This is a genomic window from Pseudonocardia sp. CA-107938, from assembly GCF_050936315.1.
In the GTDB taxonomy this organism is placed as follows: Bacteria; Actinomycetota; Actinomycetes; order Mycobacteriales; family Pseudonocardiaceae; genus Pseudonocardia.
In genome coordinates, this window is the sequence record NZ_JBNJNA010000002.1 from 1,069,108 (window position 1) to 1,088,579 (window position 19,472).

Sequence of the window (19,472 nt, forward strand, 5' to 3'; positions counted from 1 at the left end):
AACGTTAGGAGGGTTACCGTCGGGCGGTCAAGCGCAGGAGGCCCGACCAAGGAGCGGAAATGGGCATTCTCCGGCTCGCTCACATCGACGTCCGCACGCCCGACCTCGACCTCGCCGCGGCCTACTACACGCAGGTCATGGGCCTGCAGCAGGTGCAGCGCGACACGGTCGACGGGTCCGACGCCATCTGGTTCAAGTGCTGGGACGAGGAGGACCACCACTCCCTGCGGATGCGCTACCACCCGCGCGCGGGGATGGACTCGTTCACGTTCCGCGTGGAGGCGGAGGACGACCTGCACCAGCTGGAGAACCGGCTGGAGGCCTACGGCGCGCAGGTCACCAGGGTCTCCCGCGGCGAGGCCGTGGGGCAGGGGGAGTCGATCCGCTTCGAGGTCCCGTCCGGCCAGATCATGGAGCTGGTCTGGGACATCGAGAAGACCGGCAACGTCCTCGGCAAGCGCAACCCGGCGCCCGTCCCGCCCCCGGACCTGCCGGGCATCGCGCCGCCCCGCATGGACCACATGCTGGTCAACGCCGAGGAGGTGGCCGAGGCCAGCCGGTTCTTCATCGACGTGCTGGGCCTGCGCCTCACCGAGCAGGTCCTCGACGGCAACGGCCACCAGCTGGGCGTGTGGCTCGCCGGGCGCACCAACTCGCCGCACGACATCGCGATCGTCAACGGGCCGAACGGGGCCCTGCACCACTGGGCGTACTGGCTCGACGACTGGGACCAGATCCGCAAGGCGGCCGACATCCTCGCCTACAACGGCGTGCAGATCGACCAGGGCCCGACGCGGCACGGGGTCACCCGCGGCAACACGATCTACTTCTTCGACCCGCTCGGGATCCGCAACGAGGTGTTCACCGGCGGCTACTGGGTCGACCCCGACAAGGAGATCATCACCTGGACCGAGCAGGAGTTCGGGAAGGGCCTCTTCTACTACGAGAACGTCGTCAGCCAGCGCTTCCTGAGGATGCACACATGACCGATCGGATCCTGCGCCTGCAGCACGTCGAGATCAGGGTCCCCGATCTCGAGCTGTGCACCGCCTACTATACCGAGGTGCTCGGTCTGATCGAGACCGCGCGCACGGACAACCAGGTGTTCCTCAAGTGCTGGGACGAGCAGGAGCACCACTCGGTGATCCTGCGCCAGGCCCCCACGTACGGGCTGGACCACATGTCGTTCAAGGTCGCCGAGCTGGGCGACCTCGACCACTTCACGCGGAAGCTCGAGGCCGCGAGCGTGCCGGTCAAGCGGTACGCCGCCCGGGAGCTGGGGCCGGGATGGGGCGAGGCGATCCGCTTCGAGGCGCCGTCGGGGCACCTGGTCGAGCTCGTCCACGGCATGGAGCGCGTCGGCAACATGCTGCCGATGACGAACCCGCCGCCGCGACCGCAGGACCTGGTCGGGATCGCGCCGCCGCGGCTGGACCACGTGTTCGTCATGGCGGAGGACGTGGAGGCGTTCACGCGGTTCTTCACCGAGCTGCTGGAGTTCCGCCTCACCGAGCAGATCGTCGCGAACGACGGGCACCAGCTCGCCACGTTCCTCGAACGCAGCCACACCCCGCACGACATCGCCGTCATCACCGGTCCGAACGGCGGCCTGCACCACTTCGCGTTCTGGATGGACGACTGGAACGGCATCCGCGAGGCCGCCGACACCCTGGCCTACCACGGCGTCGAGATCGACGTGGCGCCCACGCGGCACGGCGTGACCCGGGGCTACACCACCTACTTCTTCGACCCCGTCGGCAACCGCAACGAGCTCTTCACCGGCGGCTACTGGGTGGATCCCGACTTCGAGCCGATCACCTGGACCGAGGAGGAGATGGGCCGGGCGATCTTCTACTACCAGCGTCAGGTCAACGAGCGCTTCTTCACGGTGCACTCATGACGCGCCCCGTCGACCGCTACGAACCGCCGAACTACCTGTCGAAGTACCGGGAGCGCCGCAGGCGGGTCGCGACCGCTCCGCAGGCCGACGACGCGACCCCGCTGTACCTGCGACGGTTCCGCGAGCGCGTGGCAGCGCCGGCTCCGCAGGTCGTCGAGCACGAGGGCGCCACGTTCACCCCGGCGCTGGCCGCCGCCACCCGCGGCAAGGAGATCGCCGCGCCCGTCGAGCGGAAGGCGACGGAGCGGTTCGTCCGCGAGATCTCGATCATCCGCCACGGCATCACGCAGGGCTACTCCACCGACGCCGGCCTGACGCCGATGGGCGGCTGGCAGGCCCATCAGCGCGGCCACGAGCTGGCTCGCCGCTGGGACGACGGCGACCGCGTGCGGCTCGTGCACGCCGACACCAACCGCGCCCGCCAGACCGCGATCCAGCTCTACAACGGCGCAACGGACGGCATGGACATGTGGGGGAAGAAGATCACCCTCACCGAGCCGGAGCCGATCCCGGAGCTGCGCAACTTCGGCGTCTGGACCCCCGACGGGCTGCGCGACGTCACGTCGGCGTTCCGCCAGTACCAGTCGACGATGGAGAAGCTGGAGCGGATGGCGGTGGGGGAGCGCCCGCGCTGGCTCGTCGAGATCGACCGCTTCTACCGGGTGCAGCTGGGCGGGGCCGACCCGATCCAGATGTGGTTGACGATCCCGTTGATGTACTTCGAGCCGCCTGCACTGTGCGTGCGGCGGTTCTGGCGGGGGTTCCACCGCCTCATCGCCGAGTACCCCGACGACCAGCGGATCCTCGCCGCCACGCACTCCGGGCCGATGCGCGCGTTCGCCACGTGGGCGCACGGCTACGACCCGGGGGAGCCGCTCAACACGGAGGAGATCCGGGTCAAGGTGCGGGAGGGCGGGCAGACGGCGTTCGTCTCCTACCGCAACCGGGTCACCGAGGTGAACGTGCCGCCGCCGGACGAGTTCCCTGCCTGGGAGGCGTGATGACGCTCGCGGACCTCGAGATCAGCGCTGATCTGCGGGTCATCCCGCCGCTGGAGCCCGTCGAGCGGGAGGACGGCCCGCTGCGGTCGGTGTCGATCGCGATGGCGGTGCTCGGCTGCTTCGAACGCGAGGCCGAGCTGGGCGCCACCCGGGTCGCCCAGGAGCTGGGCGTCGCGAAGAGCACGGCGTGCCGCATGCTGGCCGCGCTCGCCTCGGGCGGGATGCTGGAACGCACCACGTCCGGACGCTATCGGCTCGGGCTGCGCCTGTTCGAGATCGGCCAGCTCGCCGTCGACCGGCTGATGCTGCGCGAGCTGGCGCTGCCCGTGCTCGGTGACCTGCGCGACCTGCTGCGCGAGACGGCCCAGCTGGCCGTGCCCGTCGGCGCCGACGTGCTGTACGTAGACCGGCTGGAGGGCAGCGGGGCCGGCACGATGTTCCACACCGAGCTGTACCGGCGCGGACCGGGGCACTCGTCCAGCGCGGCCAAGGTGATCGCGGCGCACAACCCGTCGATGGCACGGTTGATCCTGGAGCGCGGGTTCGTCCGGCGCACCCCGTTCACGATCGTCGACCCCAACCGCTACCGGCAGGTGCTGGCGCAGGTCCGCAAGGACGGGTTCGCCGCCTCCCGGGAGGAGCACACACTGGGCATGTCGTCGATCGCGGCCCCGGTCGTCCTGCGCCGTGGTGATCGAACGGTTGCGGTGGCGGCCATCTCCGTGGTCGGCTCGACCTCGCGCGTGCTGGGCGCCCGCAAGATCGCGGTCGTGCAGAGCGTGCGGAGGGCCGCGGCCACGGTCTCGGCGGCACTGGAGCGTTCGCAGGAGTGATGCCATGACGGCACAGGAGCTCGGCCCGGTCGAGATCGATCTCGGCGACCGCTACCGCAGCGGCGGAGGTCCGGTGCTCCTGACCGGGGTGCAGGCCATCGCGCGCCTGCTCGTCGAGCAGTACGCCGCCGACCGCGCCGCCGGACTGAACACCGCGACGTTCGTGTCCGGGTACCAGGGCAGCCCGCTCGGCGGGCTCGACCAGACCCTCGCCCGTGCCTCCGAGCTGCAGGAGAACGCCGGCCTCACGCTCGTCCCCGGCGTCAACGAGGAGCTGGCCGCCACGGCCGTGTGGGGCAGCCAGCTGGAGGTGCCCGACCACGACCGGTCCGTCGACGGCGTGGTGGGCGTCTGGTACGGCAAGGGCCCCGGTGTCGACCGCGCGGGCGACCCGATGCGGCACGGCAACATGTGCGGCGCGCACCCTCGGGGCGGGGTCCTCGTGCTGGCCGGCGACGACCCGAGCTGCAAGTCCTCGACGATCCCGTGCATCAGCGAACGCACCCTCGCCGGGTACGGGCTGCCGGTGCTCTTCCCCGGCGACGCCGAGGAGGTCGTCCGGCTCGGGCGCTACGGCGTGGCGCTCTCCCGCGCGTCCGGCATGTGGGTCGGCATGAAGATCGTCGCCGACGTCGCCGACGGCCTCTTCGCGGTCGGCAAGGACATCGCCGACGTGTCGCCGGTCGTCCCCGAGCTGGAGTGGGAGGGCGCGCCGTTCGCCTATCGCCAGTACCCGATCCTCGCCCCGCCCCACTCACTGGACGCGGAGGAGCAGCTGTACGGGCCGCGCTGGGCGATGGTGCACGCGTTCCTGGCGGCCAACCCGGTCAACACCGTCGAGCTGGACCCGCCCGACGCCCGGATCGGCATCGTCGCGGGCGGCAAGACGTTCACCGACGTCCGGCAGGCACTGGCCGACCTGGGCCTCTCCGACGCCGACCTGCGCCGCGCCGGGGTCCGGCTGCTCCGGCTGGGCATGATCCACCCGATCCAGCGCGACCTGGTGCGCGAGTTCGCCCGCGGACTGGACCGGGTGCTGGTGGTGGAGGAGAAGTCGTCGTTCGTCGAGGCCGCGGTGCGCGACGTCCTCTACGGCATGCCCGACGCCCCGTCCGTGGTCGGCTCGACCGATGCCGACGGACGCCCGCTGGTGCCGGTGGCGGGGGAGCTGACCGCGGAACGGCTGGTCGGCCCGCTGCGCCGGGTGCTCTCCGCTGTGGTCGAGCTGGCGCCCGAGCGGCGGCAGCCACCTGCGCTGCAGCTGCTGCCCGTGCAACGCACTCCGTTCTTCTGCTCCGGCTGCCCGCACAACCGCTCCACGAACCTGCCGGAGGGGGCGGTCGCGGGCGGCGGGATCGGCTGCCACGCGATGGTCGCGTTCAGCGTCACCCGCGACTCCAGCGCCGTCAGCTCCATCACGCAGATGGGCGGCGAGGGCGCGCAGTGGATCGGGCAGGCGCCCTACACGTCGGCGCGGCACATGTTCCAGAACATGGGTGACGGCACGTTCGCGCACTCCGGGCAGATGGCCGTGCAGGCCTGCGTCGCCGCCGGGGTCTCGATCACCTACAAGCTGCTGTACAACCGCGCCGTCGCGATGACCGGTGGGCAGGACGCCGCCGGCGCACTGGAGGTGCCGCAGCTGGCCGCGAAGCTGCTGGCAGAAGGCGTGGCGCGGGTGCTCGTGGTGGCCGACGAGCCGGAACGGTTCCGCGCGCTCGACCCGCTGCCGCGCGGCGTGGACCTGTGGCACCGCGACCGCCTTGACGAGGCCCAGCGGGCGCTCGCCGCCGTCGACGGCGTCACGGTGCTGATCTACGACCAGCGGTGCGCCGCCGAGTCGCGGCGGCTGCGGAAGCGCGGTGAGCTGCCGGTGCGGCCGATGCGGGTCGTGATCAACGAGGCGGTGTGCGAAGGGTGCGGCGACTGCGGCGTGGCCAGCAACTGCCTGTCCGTGCAGCCCGTCGAGACGGAGTTCGGGCGCAAGACCCGCATCGACCAGACCTCCTGCAACACCGACTACTCCTGCCTCGCCGGCGACTGCCCGTCGTTCGTGACGGTGGAGGCGCCGGCCCGCCCGCCGAAGCGGCAGGTGGACCGGGCCGAGCCGCCCGCGGTGCCCGACGTCGAGCCGCCCGTCGCGGGCGAGGTGTTCCTGGCCGGTATCGGCGGCACCGGCATCGTCACCGTCAACCAGGTGCTGGGGTCCGCCGCGATCCGCGACGGGCGCGCCGTGCACGGCGTCGACCAGACCGGGCTCTCGCAGAAGGCCGGCCCGGTCACCTCGCACCTGCGGATCGCGCCGGACGAGGCCGGGCTGGGGCCGGCCAACCGCGTCGGCACGGCGTCGGCGTACCTGGCGTTCGACGCGCTCGTCGGCGCCGACGCGAAGAACCTCGCCCGTGCCTCCGCGGAGGCAACCACGGCGATCGTGTCCACGAGCCCGGTGCCCACGGGCGCGATGGTCGCCGACGTGCAGGTCGCCGCCCCGGACGTCGACGGGCTGGTCGCGCGGATCGGTGAGCGGTCCCGCGCGCTCGTCCGCCTGGACGCCCAAGCGGCGGCACAGGCCCTGTTCGGCGACGCGATGCCGGCGAACCTGCTGGTCGTCGGCGCCGCGTACCAGGCAGGAGTGCTGCCGCTCTCTGCTTCGGCGATCGAGTTCGCCATCGAGCTCAACGGCGTCGCGGTGGCGGCCAACACCGCCGCGTTCCGGTGGGGGCGGGTGGCGGTCGCCGACCCGGAGGCGTTCGGCGCGGCCACCGCCGGACCGGCCGCGGTGGCCCCGCCCACCTGGGACGACCTGGGGGAGCTGGCGGGGGAGACCCGACGGCTCGCGGGCATCCGCGCCGCCCAGCTCGTCGCCTACCAGGGCGAGCGCACCGCCCGCCGCTACGTTGCCGACGTGCAGGCAGTCTGGCGGGCCGAGCAGCGGCTCGGCGTGGGCAGCGCCTTCGCCGAAGCCGCTGCCCGCGGCCTGCACAAGCTCACCGCCTACAAGGACGAGTACGAGGTGGCCCGCCTGCTCACCGATCCGGCGTTCGAGGCCCGCCTGGCCGCGGAGGTGCCCGGCGGCACGCGGCTGCGTTACCGCCTGCACCCGCCGATCCTCAAGGCCGCCGGACGGCAGGAGAAGATCGCGCTCGGGCCGTGGATGCGGCCGGTCCTGCGGCTGCTCGCGAAGGGCAAGGTACTGCGCGGCACGCCGCTCGACCCGTTCGGTCGGATGGCGATGCGCCGCACGGAACGCCGGCTGCGCGACGACTACCGCGCCATGGTGCTGCGGCTCGCCGGCGAGCTCACCTCCGAGAACCACGCGACGGCCGTCGCGGCCGCGCAGGCCGCCGACCTGGTGCGCGGCTACGAGGACGTCAAGCTCGCCGGCGTGGCGCGGTACCACGAGCGGCTCGCTCAGCTCGGGATCCGCGCCGGTCACTGACGAAGGAGCGGGGGCGGATGGCCGGCTCGGTGAGCCGAGCGCCCCCAGCTTGGGCCTGTTCCCCGGCACCGCTGCCGCCGATCGACCGCACGTCGCTGCTCCGTATGCAGCAAACGGGGGAGACGCCGGGTCGCTGCGGCGAGCGGCGACCGCCTCGGACCGGCGTGTCGGGGCGACACGCCGTAGGTGCCGCTCGTCGCGGCTCCCCGTCCGGCGGGCTCGGCGAAGGCGCCGATCCCTTCCGAGACGCCGATCGCTCGTTAACGTTGCTCTCGGATCGATAACGGCCTGGTGACAGACCGGACAACGGACCGCATCCCCGAGCGGTCCGCCCGACCCCCGACGGGACGTCCGACCAGGCCGGGATCCGGAAGGAAAGGTAGTGGCACGGCACCGCTCCCCCTCGGGCCGGCGCGCACACCTCGGGCTCCCGCTGACCGCCGCCCTGGCGGCAGCGGGAGCCGGTGGCGGTGCGACCCGCCCCCACTCGCGCGCCGCGAACCGCGTGGCGGCGACCCCGTTCGCTGAGGTCGTCGCGTCCACACCGCTGCGTGCGGTCGCTGCTGTCGTGGCCGGCGGCGCGCTCGCCGCCGCCGGCCAGCAGGCGCTCGACGGCTCCCTCCCGGCCGTGCTCGACGGCCTCGGCGGCGCGTTCGGCGCCGCCGCCACCGTCGACGTCCCCGCCGACCAGGTGGCGCCCGCCGGCCTCGCCTCGACCCTGGCGACCGAGCTACCCCAGACGGCCGCTTCAGCTGTCGACCACATCGCGCCCGAGCCGCAGATCGCCGACGCGGCGGCCCTCATCAAGGCGGCCGACCTCAACCAGGCCGCCCAGCAGGCGGCGGCGCAGAAGGCTTCCGCGGACAAGGCGGCCGCCGACAAGGCCGCCGCCGACGCTGCCCCCGCGCTCTCGCTCGGCGGCGGCGTCCAGATGATCGTCGGCCGCATCACCTCCGGGTTCGGCGGCCGCTGGGGCACCGTCCACCAGGGCCTCGACATCGCCGCCCCGATCGGCACCCCCATCCACGTGCCCGAGGGCGGCACCGTGATCAGCTCCGGCCCGGCGAGCGGGTTCGGCCTGTGGGTGCGAGTGCAGCACCCCGACGGCACCATCACCGTCTACGGCCACATCAACCGCTCGTTCGTGAAGGTCGGGCAGAAGGTCAACGCCGGCGACGTGATCGCGGAGACCGGCAACCGGGGCCAGTCCACCGGCCCGCACCTGCACATCGGCGTCATGCAGAACGGCCAGTACGTCAACCCGCAGCCGTGGCTCGACGCCCACGGCATCGGCTACTGACCCACCTGCTCCGAGACGTCGAGCCAGGACCGACCACGGACCAGGCGTTGCCGCCAGGCCCGTCGGGCCGTCGATGGTGATCGCCGACTCCGCCTGACGGCTCGCACGCGTGGGAGACGGAGCCGGGTATGGACCCGTACCCGCCCACTCGGGCTGCGTCGCCGCGACCCGCGGGCCCGGTCGTGCCGCCCGGACCGGCCGTCGGCCGGGGCAGGCGCGGCAGGGTAGCCGCGCCCACCGACATTTCCCGCGCCGCCGCCCCCATCCATCCCCAACGGAATCGCGACCTGGGCCTTTTCCTCGTCTATCCACAGGCTCGCCCGAGCCCCGACGCACGCCGCCGCGAAAACCTCCACCCTGCACCCATGACCACGTTCCCGTCCGACCTTCCCGCCTCCCGCGTCCGCCTCCCGGAGACCGTGCGCCGCGGCACCCTCCGCAGCCGCGCCGCTCGCCAGCAGGTGGGCAGCCCTGGGGAGCTCGTCGCTGCGCTGCCAGGCCTGCTCGGCTTCCATCCGCGGGCATCGGTGCTCGCGGTGGCGCTGCGCGGGCCGACCCGTCACATCGAGCTGGTGGTGCGCAGCGACCTGCCCGACCCACGACCTGATCCCGAGCGGCTCGACGACTTCGCCACGCACCTGGTCGCCGCACTGATGCGCGCAGCGCCCGACGCCGCCGCGATCGTCGTCGTCCCGGAGGAGCACGTCGAACCAGACGGCGACCCGCCGTGGTCGGCCGCCGTCACCGCGCTCACCGAACGGCTCCGCGAGGTCGGCATCCCGCTGCACAGCGCGCTGTGGGCCAGTGGCACCCGAGCAGGCGACACCCTGGGCTGCTACGAGCGTTGCCGCTGCCGGGACGAGGTGCCGCAGGGCGCGGCGGGGGCCTTCGCGGCCGGTGCCGCGCTGGGCGGGATCGTCGTCCACGACGACCGGGAGGCGCTGCTCGAGCTGGTCGAGCCGGTCGACCCGCTGCGCCTCGAGCACCGCGAGCAGCTCATCGCCGCGGCGATCGACCAGTACGCCGCCACCGGCGGCGCACCCGAACCGTCGACGGGGTGGGCCGTGGTGGCGGAAGCGCTGGCCGACGCTGCACGCGGCACCCTCACCATCGACGACGAGCGCGCCGTGGCCCTGGCCGTCGCACTCGGGTCGACCGAGGTCGTCGGCGCGGCGATCGTCCGCATGGCCGTCCTCGCGCGGGAGGGCGCCGAGCAGGAGCGCGCCGCAGCCGAACAGCTGTGGGCGGCGCTCACCCGCGAGTCACCGGAGCCCGAGGCGGCCGCCGCGGCGAGCCTGCTGGCGGTGTCGGCGCTGCTGCGCGGCGACGGTGCGCTGGCCAACGTGGCCCTCGACCGCGCCGAGGAGGCCTGGCCGGGCTACCTGCTCAGCAGTCGCCTCCGGGCCGTCGCCGCCCTGGGCGTACGGCCGGAGGAGTTCCGTGACGGCGTGCTGTCCAGCTTCATCGGGAGGTGGTGATCGTGCTGACCATGCTGGGTCGTGTCCTGGGCGCCGTGGTGCGGCGCGCCTCGAAGCTGCTCGGAGTGCGCGCTGCCCTACCGGGCCCGCACGAGCACGGCGTGGGCGATCAGCGGAGCCACCGTGCCGGGCGGGGTGCCGTCGCCTGCCACCGGCACGGCGTCGCCGAAGCGGGAGATGGAGGAGACCGCCACGTCCTGGCCGGGCACGATCCCCGCGGTCTTCAGCTCGCCCATCAGGTCGGCGTCGTTCTGCACGTGCTCCGCGATCCGGCGCACCTCCACCTGTCCACCGCCGCGGCGCGCGAACTCGTCCAGGCGCTGCAGGCCCACCTCGAGCGCCGGCGGAGCCGACGCGCTGCGGCTGGGCTCCGAGGGCGGCGAGGTCAGCTCGTCGAGGCCGGGGATCGGGTTGCCGTAGGGGGAGGTGGTCGGGTTGTCGAGCAGGGCGACGAGCTTGCGCTCCACGGCCTCGCTCATCACGTGCTCCCAGCGGCAGGCCTCGGCGTGCACCAGCTCCCACTCGAGCCCGATCACGTCGATGAGCAGCCGCTCGGCCAGCCGGTGCTTGCGCATCACGGAGACCGCGCGGGCGCGACCGGCCTCGGTGAGCTCGAGGTGCCGGTCGCCCGCCACCACCACCAGTCCGTCGCGTTCCATCCGCGCCACGGTCTGGCTCACGGTCGGTCCGCTCTGTCCGAGGCGTTCGGCGATCCGTGCGCGCAGCGGAACGACGCCTTCCTCTTCAAGCTCGTAGATGGTGCGGAGGTACATCTCGGTGGTGTCGATGAGCTCATTCACGCGCGGGGCCCTTTCGTCAAGACCTCATGCTACCCAGTGATGTCGTCGCAAACCCACGCCATACCGGGGAGGATGCAGCGATGGTCGACCCTTCCGCTTCCCGGTCAGCGCCAGAATCAGCGCCGGAATCAGCGCCCGGATCAGCACCCCGTTCGGCGCCCCTCGTCGGTGTCCCTGAGCTCGCTGCCGAACTCGCCGCCGGGTCGACCGTCGTCCTCGACGTGCGCCACCGGATCGGCGGGCCGCCGGCCCTGCCCGACTACCTGGCCGGGCACATCCCCGGCGCGGTCTTCGTCGATCTCGACCACGACCTCGCCGACCCGCCCGGGCCCGCCGGCCGGCATCCGCTTCCCGATCCGCGCCGGCTGGAGTCGGTGTTGCGGGCCGCCGGGATCTCCGCCGAGTCGCGCGTGGTGGCCTACGACGACGGGAACGGGCTCGCCGCCGTCCGCGCCTGGTGGCTGCTGCGCTGGGCCGGCCTGCCCGCCACCCAGGTCGCCGTGCTCGACGGCGGCTGGGCCGCATGGCAGGAGGCGGGCCGGCCGGTCACGACCGACGTCGCCACCCCGGAGCCCGGCGAGCTGGTCGTGCTGCCCGGCTCGATGCCGACCGTCGACGCCGACGAGGCTGCCCGCATCGGTCGGGAGGGCGTGCTGGTCGACGCCCGCGCGGCTGTGCGCTACCGCGGTGAGTCCGAGCCGATCGACCCGGTCGCCGGGCACGTGCCGGGCGCGCACAACGTGCCGGTGCTGGAATTCACGGGCGCCGACGGCCACTGGCTGGCTCCCGCAGAGCTGGCTGAGCGGTTCGCCGGCGTCGACGTGGCCGCCGACCTGCAGGGCGACGCGAGCAGCCGGCCTGTGGCTGCCTACTGCGGATCCGGCGTCACCGCCGCGGCTCTGGTCCTGGCCGCGGAACGGTCCGGGCTGCGTCCGGCGGAGGCTCCGCTGCCGCTGTACCCGGGCTCGTGGTCGAACTGGGTGGCCGATCCGGGCCGGCCCGTGGCCACCGGGCCGTACGCCCCGGCGGGTGACCCGGGGTGACTCCACGTGTCGCCGCAGGCCCGGCACGGCCTACGGTGACGCGCATGAGCGGGCGCGCCTCCGTCGTCTGGACGCCGGAGTTCCTCGGCTACGACCTCGGCGGTGGGCATCCACTGGACCCGGTCCGGCTGGACCTGACGATGCGGTTGGCCACCGAACTGGGGGTGCTGGAGGGTGTCGAGCTGCTCGTACCCGAGCAGGCACCCGACAGCGAGGTCGAGCGGATCCACACGTCGGCCTACCTGTCGGCGGTGAAGTCCGCGCCGGAGGTGCCGTTCGACATCGGGCACGGGCTCGGCACCGACGACAATCCGATCTTCATGCACATGCACGAGGCCAGCGCGCTGGTGTGCGGTGGGTCGCTGCTCGCGGCACGGGAGATCGCGGAGGGGCGGGCCGACCGCGCGGTCATGATCGCGGGCGGTCTGCACCACGCGATGGCCGATCGGGCAGCCGGGTTCTGCGTCTACAACGACTGCGCGGTCGCGATCTCGTGGCTGCTCGACAACGGTTTCGACCGGATCGCCTACGTCGACGTCGATGTGCACCACGGCGACGGGGTGCAGGCGGCGTTCTACGACGACCCGCGCGTGCTGACGATCTCCCTGCACCAGCATCCGCTGACCCTGTGGCCGGGCACAGGGTGGCCGGGGGAGTACGGCAAGGGCGCCGGCGCCGGCTACGCGGTGAACGTGCCGCTTCCACCGGGCACCGGTGACAGCGGGTGGTTCCGGGCCTTCCACGCCGTGGTCCCCTCGCTGCTGGAGGCGTTCCGGCCGCAGTTGCTGGTCACGCAGTGCGGGGTCGACACGCACGCGGAGGACCCGCTGGCCAACCTGGGGTTGTCGGTCGACGGTCACCGGGAGATCTACCGGAGGCTGCGCGAGCTGGCCGGGCGCACCGCGGGTGGCAAGTGGCTGGCCACCGGTGGCGGCGGCTACGGGTTGTTCCGGGTGGTGCCGCGGTCGTGGACGCACCTGCTGGCCACCGTCCTCGACCGGGACGTGCCGGACGGACGGGCGGTGCCGCCCGCGTGGACGGCGCACACCGCAACACTCACCCGCCAGGAGCTGCCGAGTGCGATGACCGACGGCGTCGACACCGGGTACCTGCCGTGGACGGAGGGCGGCGACCGGGTCGACACCGCGATCCTCGAAGCGCGCCGCGCGGTGTTCCCGCTCCACGGGCTCGACCCCGACGACCCGCGGGACTGACCGTGCCCGACCCTGCTCCCGAATCCGCCGTTGCCTCGGAGACCGGGGCCGGTCCGCCGCCGGCCCCGTACCCCCGCCACTGGGAGGCCGACGTCGTCGCTTCCGACGGCGGGATCGTGCACCTGCGCCCGATCCTGCCGTCCGACGCCGACGCGCTGGTGCGGTTCCACGCCGGCCTGTCGGAGCGCACCCGGTACCTGCGTTACTTCGGGCCGTACCCGCGGATCCCGGCGCGGGACCTGGAGCGGTTCACCACTGTCGACCACCACCACCGGGTCGGGCTGATCTGCCTGCTGGGCGACGAGATCGTGGCGGTGGGGCGCTACGAGGGGCTGCAGGCGGCCGATGCGGAGGACGGTGCGCCGCCGACGTCGGCCGAGGTGGCGTTCGTGGCCACCGACTCCCACCAGGGGCGGGGCCTGGGCTCGATCTTGCTGGAGCACCTCGCGGCCGCAGCGCGGGAGAACGGGGTGCGCCGGTTCGAGGCGGAGGTCCTGGCGGAGAACCGGGCGATGGTGCGGGTGTTCCGGCAGGCCGGCTACCAGGTGAGCCGTCAGTTCGACGGCGGCGTGCTGCACCTGGAGTTCGACATCGATCCGACGGAGCGATCGCGGGCGGTGCGGGACTCGCGGGAGCAGCGGGCCGAGGCGCGGAGCGTGCACAACGTGCTGCACCCCGAGTCCGTGGCGGTGATCGGCGCGTCCACCGACCCGGCCAAGATCGGCCACGCGGTGCTGGCGAACCTGCTGCGCGGCAACTTCACCGGTCCGGTCTTCCCGGTGAACCCGGAGGCCCGGTCGGTGCGGGGCGTGCGGGCGTACCCGTCGGTCACCGACATCCCCGACCCGGTGTCCCTGGCGGTCGTGGCGGTGCCGGCGTCAGGGATCGACGAGGTCATGGACTCGTGCCTGGAGAAGGGGGTGCGGGCGCTGGTCGTCGTCAGCTCCGGCTTCGCCGAGGCGGGCGAGGGCGGGGTGGTGGCGGAGCAGAAGCTGGTGGCGGAGGCCCGCGCGCACGGGATGCGGGTGGTGGGCCCGAACGCGCTGGGGGTGGCCAACACCGCGGCGACGGTCCGGCTGAACGCCACCCTTGCGCCGGCGCTGCCCGGACGCGGGCACGTGGGGTTCTTCTCGCAGTCCGGCGCGCTGGGCACCGCGATCCTGGCCAGCGCCACGCAGCGCGGTCTGGGCCTGTCGACGTTCGTGTCGGCCGGCAACCGCGCCGACCTCTCCGGCAACGACCTGCTGCAGTACTGGCAGACCGACCCGGCCACCGAGGTGGTGCTGCTGTACCTGGAGACGTTCGGCAACCCGCGCAAGTTCTCCCGGCTGGCCCGCCGGCTGGCGCGCACGAAACCGATCGTGGCGGTGAAGAGCGGTCGCCACACCGGGCCGGTGGCGGCGCTGGCGCCGATGGCGGCGCCGATCGACGACGCGAGTGTGCGGGCGCTGTTCGAGCAGGCCGGCGTGATCCGGGTGGAGACGCTCTCGCAGCTGTTCGACACGGCGCTGGTGCTGGCCTACCAGCCGTTGCCGGCGGGTCCGCGGGTCGCGGTGGTCGGCAACTCCAGCGCGCTCGGGCTCCTCGTGGCCGATGCCCTGCTCGACGAGGAGCTGGAGCTGGCCGGGAAGCCGGTCGACGTCGGTGCGTCGGCGTCACCCGAGCGGTTCGCGGCGGCGGTGTCGGCGGCGCTGGCGGTCGAGGGCGCCGACCGCGCCGACGCACTGGTCGCGGTGTTCGTGCCGCCGGTGGCGGTGCCCGGGGCGGCCTACGCGCGTGCCTTGCGGGAGGCCGTGGCGGGCAGCGACCGGCCGGTCGTGGCGGTGTTCCTCGCGGCGGAGGGCGTGCCGGCCGAGCTCGCGGTGTACCCGGACGACTCCGACGATCGCACGCCGGGTCGCGGATCGGTCCCGAGCTTCCCGAGCCCGGAACGGGCGGCTGCGGCCGTGGCGCGGGTGAGTCGCTACGCGCGGTGGCGGTCGCTGCCCGTCGGCGAGTTCGTGGTGCCCGACGGCGTGGATGCCGAGGCGGCGCGGGCACTGGTCGACGGCTGGCAGGTGAGCGAGCGCCGGACGCTCGGCGACGACGCGGCCACGGAGCTGCTGAGCTGCTACGGGATCGAGATCGCGCCCTTCCGCCGGGCCGTCGACGCGGAGTCGGCGGTGGCCGCGGCGGAGGAGATCGGCTACCCGGTGGTGCTGAAGTCCATGAGCCCCCGGTGGCGGCACCGCAGCGACCTGGCCGGGGTGCGACTCGACATCGCCGGTGCCGACGGGGTGCGGACCGCGTACGCCGATGTCCTCCGGGTCACCGGAGGCGGTGACGTGTACGTGCAGCGGATGGTGCCCCGCGGGGTGTCGTGCGTGATCGAGATCGTGGAGGATCCGTCGTTCGGGTCGTTGCTGTCGTTCGGGGTGTCCGGGATGGCCACCGAGCTGCTGGGGGACCGGGCGTTCCGGGTGGTGCCGATGTCGGACCAGGACGCGGCGGCGCTGGTCAGGGCGCCGCGCGCGGCGCCACTGCTCGCCGGGTACCGGGGTTCGGAGCCGGTGGACCTGCCCGCCCTGGAGGAGCTGGTGCTGCGGGTCGGCCGCATCGCCGAGGACCTGCCGCAGGTGCGGACGCTCGCGCTCGACCCGGTGCTGGCCGCCCCGGGCGGGGTCGCGGTGGCGGGCGCCCGCATCGTGGTCGGCCCACCACCGCAGCGCGACGACACCGGCCCCCGCCGGCTGCGGTGAGGATCAGGTCGGCCCGCTACCGGCGGAAGGTCACCTGCAGGGTCGGCTGGCTGACGCCCGCGAAGAAGTCGTTCCCCTTGTCGTCGACGACGACGAACGCGGGGAAGTCCTCGACCTCGATCTTCCAGACCGCCTCCATGCCCAGCTCGGGGTACTCGAGCACCTCGACCTTGCGGATGCAGTCCTGGGCGAGACGGGCGGCCGGTCCGCCGATGGAGCCGAGGTAGAAGCCGCCGTAGGTGGCGCAGGACGTGGTGACCTGCTGGGAGCGGTTGCCCTTGGCGAGCATCACCATCGAGCCGCCGGCGGCCTGGAACTTCTCGACGTAGGAGTCCATGCGGCCGGCGGTGGTCGGTCCGAAGGAGCCGGACGCGTAGCCCTCGGGGGTCTTGGCCGGGCCCGCGTAGTAGACGGGGTGGTCGCGCAGGTACTGCGGCATCTCCTCGCCGGCGTCGAGCCGCTCGGCGATCTTGGCGTGGGCGATGTCGCGGGCGACGACCAGCGGCCCGGTCAGCGAGACGCGGGTCTTCACCGGCAGCGCGGAGAGCTGCTCGCGGATCTGCGACATCGGCCGGTTGAGGTCGATCTCGACGACGTCGGACGGGAGGTCCTCGGCGCCGGTCTCGGGCAGGAACCGGGCCGGGTCGGTCTCCAGCTGCTCGAGGAACACCCCCTCCGGGGTGATCTTCGCCTTGGCCTGGCGGTCGGCGGAGCACGACACGGCGATGCCGACGGGCAGGGAGGCGCCGTGTCGGGGGAGCCGGATCACCCGCGCGTCGTGGCAGAAGTACTTGCCGCCGAACTGGGCGCCGATGCCGAAGTTCCGGGTCATCTCGAGGATCTGCTGTTCGAGGTCGTGGTCGCGGAAGGCGTGCCCGAGCTCGGACCCGGCGTCGGGCAGCGTGTCGAGGTAGCGCGCGGACGCGAGCTTGGCGACCTTGAGCGTGTACTCGGCCGACATCCCGCCGACGACGACGGCGAGGTGATAGGGCGGGCAGGCCGCGGTGCCGAGGGACCGCAGCTTCTCCTCGAGGAACGCGCCGAGCCGCTTCGGGTTCAGCAGTGCCTTCGTCTCCTGGTAGAGGAAGGTCTTGTTGGCCGAGCCGCCGCCCTTCGCCATCACGAGGAACTCGTACTTGGGGGTGCTGCCGGGCGCGGCGTACAGCTCGATCTGGGCGGGGAGGTTGGTGCCGGTGTTGCGCTCGTCCCAGAACGACGTGGGCGCCATCTGCGAGTAGCGCAGGTTCAGCTGGTCGTAGGCCTCGAAGACACCGCGGGAGACGGCTTCCTCGTCGTTGCCGCCGGTGAGCACGGTCTCGGTGCGCTTGCCGATGACGATGGCGGTGCCGGTGTCCTGGCACATGGGGAGCACGCCGCCGGCGGAAACGCATGCGTTGCGCAGCAGGTCGGTCGCGACGAACCGGTCGTTGGCGGACGCCTCCGGGTCGTCGACGATCGCGCGGAGCTGCGCGAGGTGCGACGGCCGCAGCAGGTGCTGTATGTCGTGCACGGCCTCGCGGACGAGCGCGGTGATGGTGGCGGGGTCGATCTCGAGGAAGGTGCGACCTGCTGCCTCGACGACGCGTCCCGCCGGGAGGTCGAGCCGCCGGTAGGCGGTGTCGTCAGGGCTCAGGGGCAGGACATCCGTGTGGTGGAACGGCACGGGCGCAGACGGTACCCGGGAGCCGTGGCGGATGCCGCTGTGCGGCCTGTGACATGGGTCGGGAGGCCGGACCGGCCCCCGACCGGTCCGACCTCCCGGGGTTCACGAGGCCGCCGGAGAGCGTTCTCGTGGAAGTTCTGGAGCACTTTCACCCGGCGCGGGCCGGCAGTCAACCGAGAGCACGGACGCAACGACGGATGCGCGTGCGGCCGCACGGGCACCGGGCACCCGAACGGGGTCCGAACACGGACCGTGAACCCGCCAGGAGATGTTCTGACATTCGGGTGATGCGTGCTCACGCACCGTCGACGATGTGCGGATGTGTGGGGGTAATTCCCGACCGATCATTTCGCCGTAATGGCCGCATATCCTCACCCTTCGCAATGTAGATCACACGATGGTGGTAGCTGATGGCTACATCGGCAGACGATCCGGCTAGCTTTCTTCTCGGCCGGCGAGGCTCCCCGCAGACGCCGGAGAAACGAAGGCTCAGACACCATGAGCCGGGACCACCCGACAGGAGAATGACTGTGTTGAAGAAGGCTGGAATCGTCGTTGCGGGCTCCGCTGCGGTCCTGCTGGCGGTGAGCCCGCTCGCCTTCGCCGGGGACAAGGGCCACGGGCACGAGGGCGGCGGGCGTGACGGCGTTCAGGTCAACCACGTCGAGAAGAGCGGCAGCACCGCGAGCGGCCTGATCGCGCTCGGCGAGATCAACGCGCTCAACAACATCAACGTGTGCCCGCCCATCGGGGTCGGCGTCGCGCTGGGCGACGTCCTGGGTCTGCTCGGCCCGGGTACCGCCACCGCCAACCCGTCGAACGACGACACGACCTGCGTCGTGGACGAGAGCATCGACCAGGACAACGACGACTGATCACCCGCTGATCGGCACAACGCGCCGGACCGCTCTGCGGTCCGGCGCGTTGCCGTTTCCGCGGGTGGAATGCAGTTTCCCGGAAATGCACGCGCCGTGCTTTCCTCGGCCTGGTGCACGAGGAGAGCTGCGCGTCGGTCCATTCGGCCATGGTGCCGGTCGTCGCCTCCGTTCCGGGCGCGACGCGCCGACCTCGAACGGGTCTGCCGTGCCGCGGCCGTCCGGCCGCGGCTGGTCCGACCGGGTCCCCCGTTGCGCGCCGCGCCGGTGGGTCGATGCAGACTCAGCGGCGTGACGCGACTGGGAGTGAAGCGATGAGACTGGCGACCATCCGTACGGCGACCGGGCTGCGCGCGGTCCGGATCGATGAGCAGGCCGGTCGGGCCGTCGAGACCGGTGATGCCGATGTGCGCGCGCTGCTGGAGCACGCCGACTGGGCGGAGCGGGCAGCTGCAGCCGCGGGACCGGTGCACGACCTCGAGGGCCTCGACTACGCGCCCCTGGTCCCGACGCCCGAGAAGATCATCTGCGTCGGCTTGAACTACCGCGACCACGTGGCCGAGATGGGCCACGACATGCCGACGCACCCCACGCTCTTCGCCAAGTTCGCGCCGTCGCTGGTGGGCGCGTACGACGACATCGTGCTGCCGCCCGAGTCGGACCAGATCGACTGGGAGGTCGAGCTGGCCGTCGTGATCGGCCGCCCGGTGCGCCGGGCCGACGCATCGGCCGCGCTGGACGCCATCGCGGGCTACACGGTGCTGAACGACGTCAGCATGCGCGACCACCAGAGCCGCACCTCGCAGTTCCTCCAGGGCAAGACGTGGGAGAAGAGCACCCCGGTGGGGCCGTGGCTCGTCACGAAGGACGACCTGCCGGCGCCGGACGCGTCCGGGCTCGCCGTCTCCACGGTCCTCGACGGTGACAAGGTCCAGGACTCGACCACCGACCAGCTGGTGTTCACCACGACCGAGCTGGTGAGCTACATCTCGACGATCGTGACGCTCAACCCGGGCGACATCATCGCCACGGGCACACCGGGCGGTGTCGGCCACGCGCGGAAGCCACCGCGCTACCTGACCGACGGCGCGACCTTGGTGACGACCATCTCGGGCGTCGGCGAGCTGCGCAACACCTGCCGCGCCGAACACCCGTGAGCCCGGCGCGCCGCCCGGCCACCGACGTCTG

The 19,472-nt window shown here is 72.8% G+C and carries 13 protein-coding genes and 1 pseudogene; 12 read left to right on the plus strand and 2 right to left on the minus strand.

Going from position 1 to position 19,472, the window contains the following annotated elements:
• Positions 1-59: 59 nt before the first annotated feature.
• The 7 genes from ACQEVB_RS38015 (at position 60) to ACQEVB_RS38045 (ending at position 9,951) form a co-directional block, all read left to right on the plus strand.
• The gene (locus tag ACQEVB_RS38015) at positions 60-986 is read left to right on the plus strand and encodes a catechol 2,3-dioxygenase (RefSeq protein WP_432983789.1); all 927 of its coding nucleotides are present in this window, start codon (positions 60-62) and stop codon (positions 984-986) included.
• A complete protein-coding gene (locus ACQEVB_RS38020) occupies positions 983-1,900 on the plus strand; it encodes a catechol 2,3-dioxygenase (protein ID WP_432983792.1) in 918 nt (305 codons plus the stop codon). Before ACQEVB_RS38015 ends, ACQEVB_RS38020 begins: the two co-directional genes overlap by 4 nt.
• Positions 1,897-2,901: a histidine phosphatase family protein gene (locus ACQEVB_RS38025; RefSeq protein WP_432983795.1), complete on the plus strand. Its 1,005-nt coding sequence runs from the start codon at positions 1,897-1,899 to the stop codon at positions 2,899-2,901. Before ACQEVB_RS38020 ends, ACQEVB_RS38025 begins: the two co-directional genes overlap by 4 nt.
• The gene (locus ACQEVB_RS38030; protein ID WP_432983798.1) at positions 2,901-3,734 is read left to right on the plus strand and encodes an IclR family transcriptional regulator; all 834 of its coding nucleotides are present in this window, start codon (positions 2,901-2,903) and stop codon (positions 3,732-3,734) included. Before ACQEVB_RS38025 ends, ACQEVB_RS38030 begins: the two co-directional genes overlap by 1 nt.
• Before the next feature lie 4 nt (positions 3,735-3,738).
• Positions 3,739-7,173, plus strand: coding sequence for an indolepyruvate ferredoxin oxidoreductase family protein (locus ACQEVB_RS38035; RefSeq protein ID WP_432983801.1), 3,435 nt, complete (start codon positions 3,739-3,741; stop codon positions 7,171-7,173).
• A gap of 382 nt (positions 7,174-7,555) precedes the next feature.
• Positions 7,556-8,473, plus strand: coding sequence for a M23 family metallopeptidase (locus ACQEVB_RS38040; protein WP_432983804.1), 918 nt, complete (start codon positions 7,556-7,558; stop codon positions 8,471-8,473).
• A 365-nt stretch (positions 8,474-8,838) separates the two neighbouring features.
• Positions 8,839-9,951 (plus strand): DUF4192 domain-containing protein, encoded by a 1,113-nt coding sequence (locus tag ACQEVB_RS38045; RefSeq protein WP_432983807.1) that lies wholly within the window; start codon positions 8,839-8,841, stop codon positions 9,949-9,951.
• A gap of 77 nt (positions 9,952-10,028) precedes the next feature.
• Here ACQEVB_RS38045 and ACQEVB_RS38050 read toward each other — a convergent pair whose 3' ends face one another.
• On the minus strand, positions 10,029-10,751 hold the full coding sequence (locus ACQEVB_RS38050; protein ID WP_432983810.1) for a metal-dependent transcriptional regulator: 723 nt from the start codon (positions 10,749-10,751) through the stop codon (positions 10,029-10,031).
• 158 nt (positions 10,752-10,909) lie between these two features.
• Between ACQEVB_RS38050 and ACQEVB_RS38055 the strand changes: the two are divergent.
• The 3 genes and pseudogenes from ACQEVB_RS38055 to ACQEVB_RS38065 all read left to right on the plus strand — a co-directional run.
• A pseudogene (locus tag ACQEVB_RS38055) lies at positions 10,910-11,794 on the plus strand (sulfurtransferase); the annotation flags it as partial.
• 44 nt (positions 11,795-11,838) lie between these two features.
• Positions 11,839-13,008, plus strand: coding sequence for an acetoin utilization protein AcuC (locus tag ACQEVB_RS38060; RefSeq protein ID WP_432983813.1), 1,170 nt, complete (start codon positions 11,839-11,841; stop codon positions 13,006-13,008).
• Positions 13,009-13,010: 2 nt separating this feature from the next.
• On the plus strand, positions 13,011-15,746 hold the full coding sequence (locus tag ACQEVB_RS38065; protein ID WP_432983816.1) for a GNAT family N-acetyltransferase: 2,736 nt from the start codon (positions 13,011-13,013) through the stop codon (positions 15,744-15,746).
• A 16-nt stretch (positions 15,747-15,762) separates the two neighbouring features.
• On the opposite strand, the gene ACQEVB_RS38070 is transcribed toward ACQEVB_RS38065, so the two are convergent.
• Positions 15,763-17,409, minus strand: a complete 1,647-nt coding sequence (locus tag ACQEVB_RS38070) for a fumarate hydratase (RefSeq protein ID WP_432983819.1) — start codon at positions 17,407-17,409, stop codon at positions 15,763-15,765.
• A 524-nt stretch (positions 17,410-17,933) separates the two neighbouring features.
• On the opposite strand from ACQEVB_RS38070, the gene ACQEVB_RS38075 reads away from it, so the two are divergent.
• Both ACQEVB_RS38075 and ACQEVB_RS38080 read left to right on the plus strand, forming a co-directional pair.
• The gene (locus ACQEVB_RS38075) at positions 17,934-18,284 is read left to right on the plus strand and encodes a hypothetical protein (protein ID WP_432983822.1); all 351 of its coding nucleotides are present in this window, start codon (positions 17,934-17,936) and stop codon (positions 18,282-18,284) included.
• A gap of 314 nt (positions 18,285-18,598) precedes the next feature.
• Complete coding sequence (locus tag ACQEVB_RS38080) at positions 18,599-19,441, plus strand: fumarylacetoacetate hydrolase family protein (protein ID WP_432983825.1); 843 nt, start codon at positions 18,599-18,601, stop codon at positions 19,439-19,441.
• The last annotated feature ends 31 nt before the right edge of the window (positions 19,442-19,472 follow it).

Coding starts and splice junctions, on each gene's coding strand:
- ACQEVB_RS38015 (WP_432983789.1), top strand. CDS start 60: ATGGGCATTCTCCGGCTCGCTCACATCGACGTCCGCACGCCCGACCTC.
- ACQEVB_RS38020 (WP_432983792.1), top strand. CDS start 983: ATGACCGATCGGATCCTGCGCCTGCAGCACGTCGAGATCAGGGTCCCC.
- ACQEVB_RS38025 (WP_432983795.1), top strand. CDS start 1,897: ATGACGCGCCCCGTCGACCGCTACGAACCGCCGAACTACCTGTCGAAG.
- ACQEVB_RS38030 (WP_432983798.1), top strand. CDS start 2,901: ATGACGCTCGCGGACCTCGAGATCAGCGCTGATCTGCGGGTCATCCCG.
- ACQEVB_RS38035 (WP_432983801.1), top strand. CDS start 3,739: ATGACGGCACAGGAGCTCGGCCCGGTCGAGATCGATCTCGGCGACCGC.
- ACQEVB_RS38045 (WP_432983807.1), top strand. CDS start 8,839: ATGACCACGTTCCCGTCCGACCTTCCCGCCTCCCGCGTCCGCCTCCCG.
- ACQEVB_RS38060 (WP_432983813.1), top strand. CDS start 11,839: ATGAGCGGGCGCGCCTCCGTCGTCTGGACGCCGGAGTTCCTCGGCTAC.
- ACQEVB_RS38075 (WP_432983822.1), top strand. CDS start 17,934: ATGACTGTGTTGAAGAAGGCTGGAATCGTCGTTGCGGGCTCCGCTGCG.
- ACQEVB_RS38080 (WP_432983825.1), top strand. CDS start 18,599: ATGAGACTGGCGACCATCCGTACGGCGACCGGGCTGCGCGCGGTCCGG.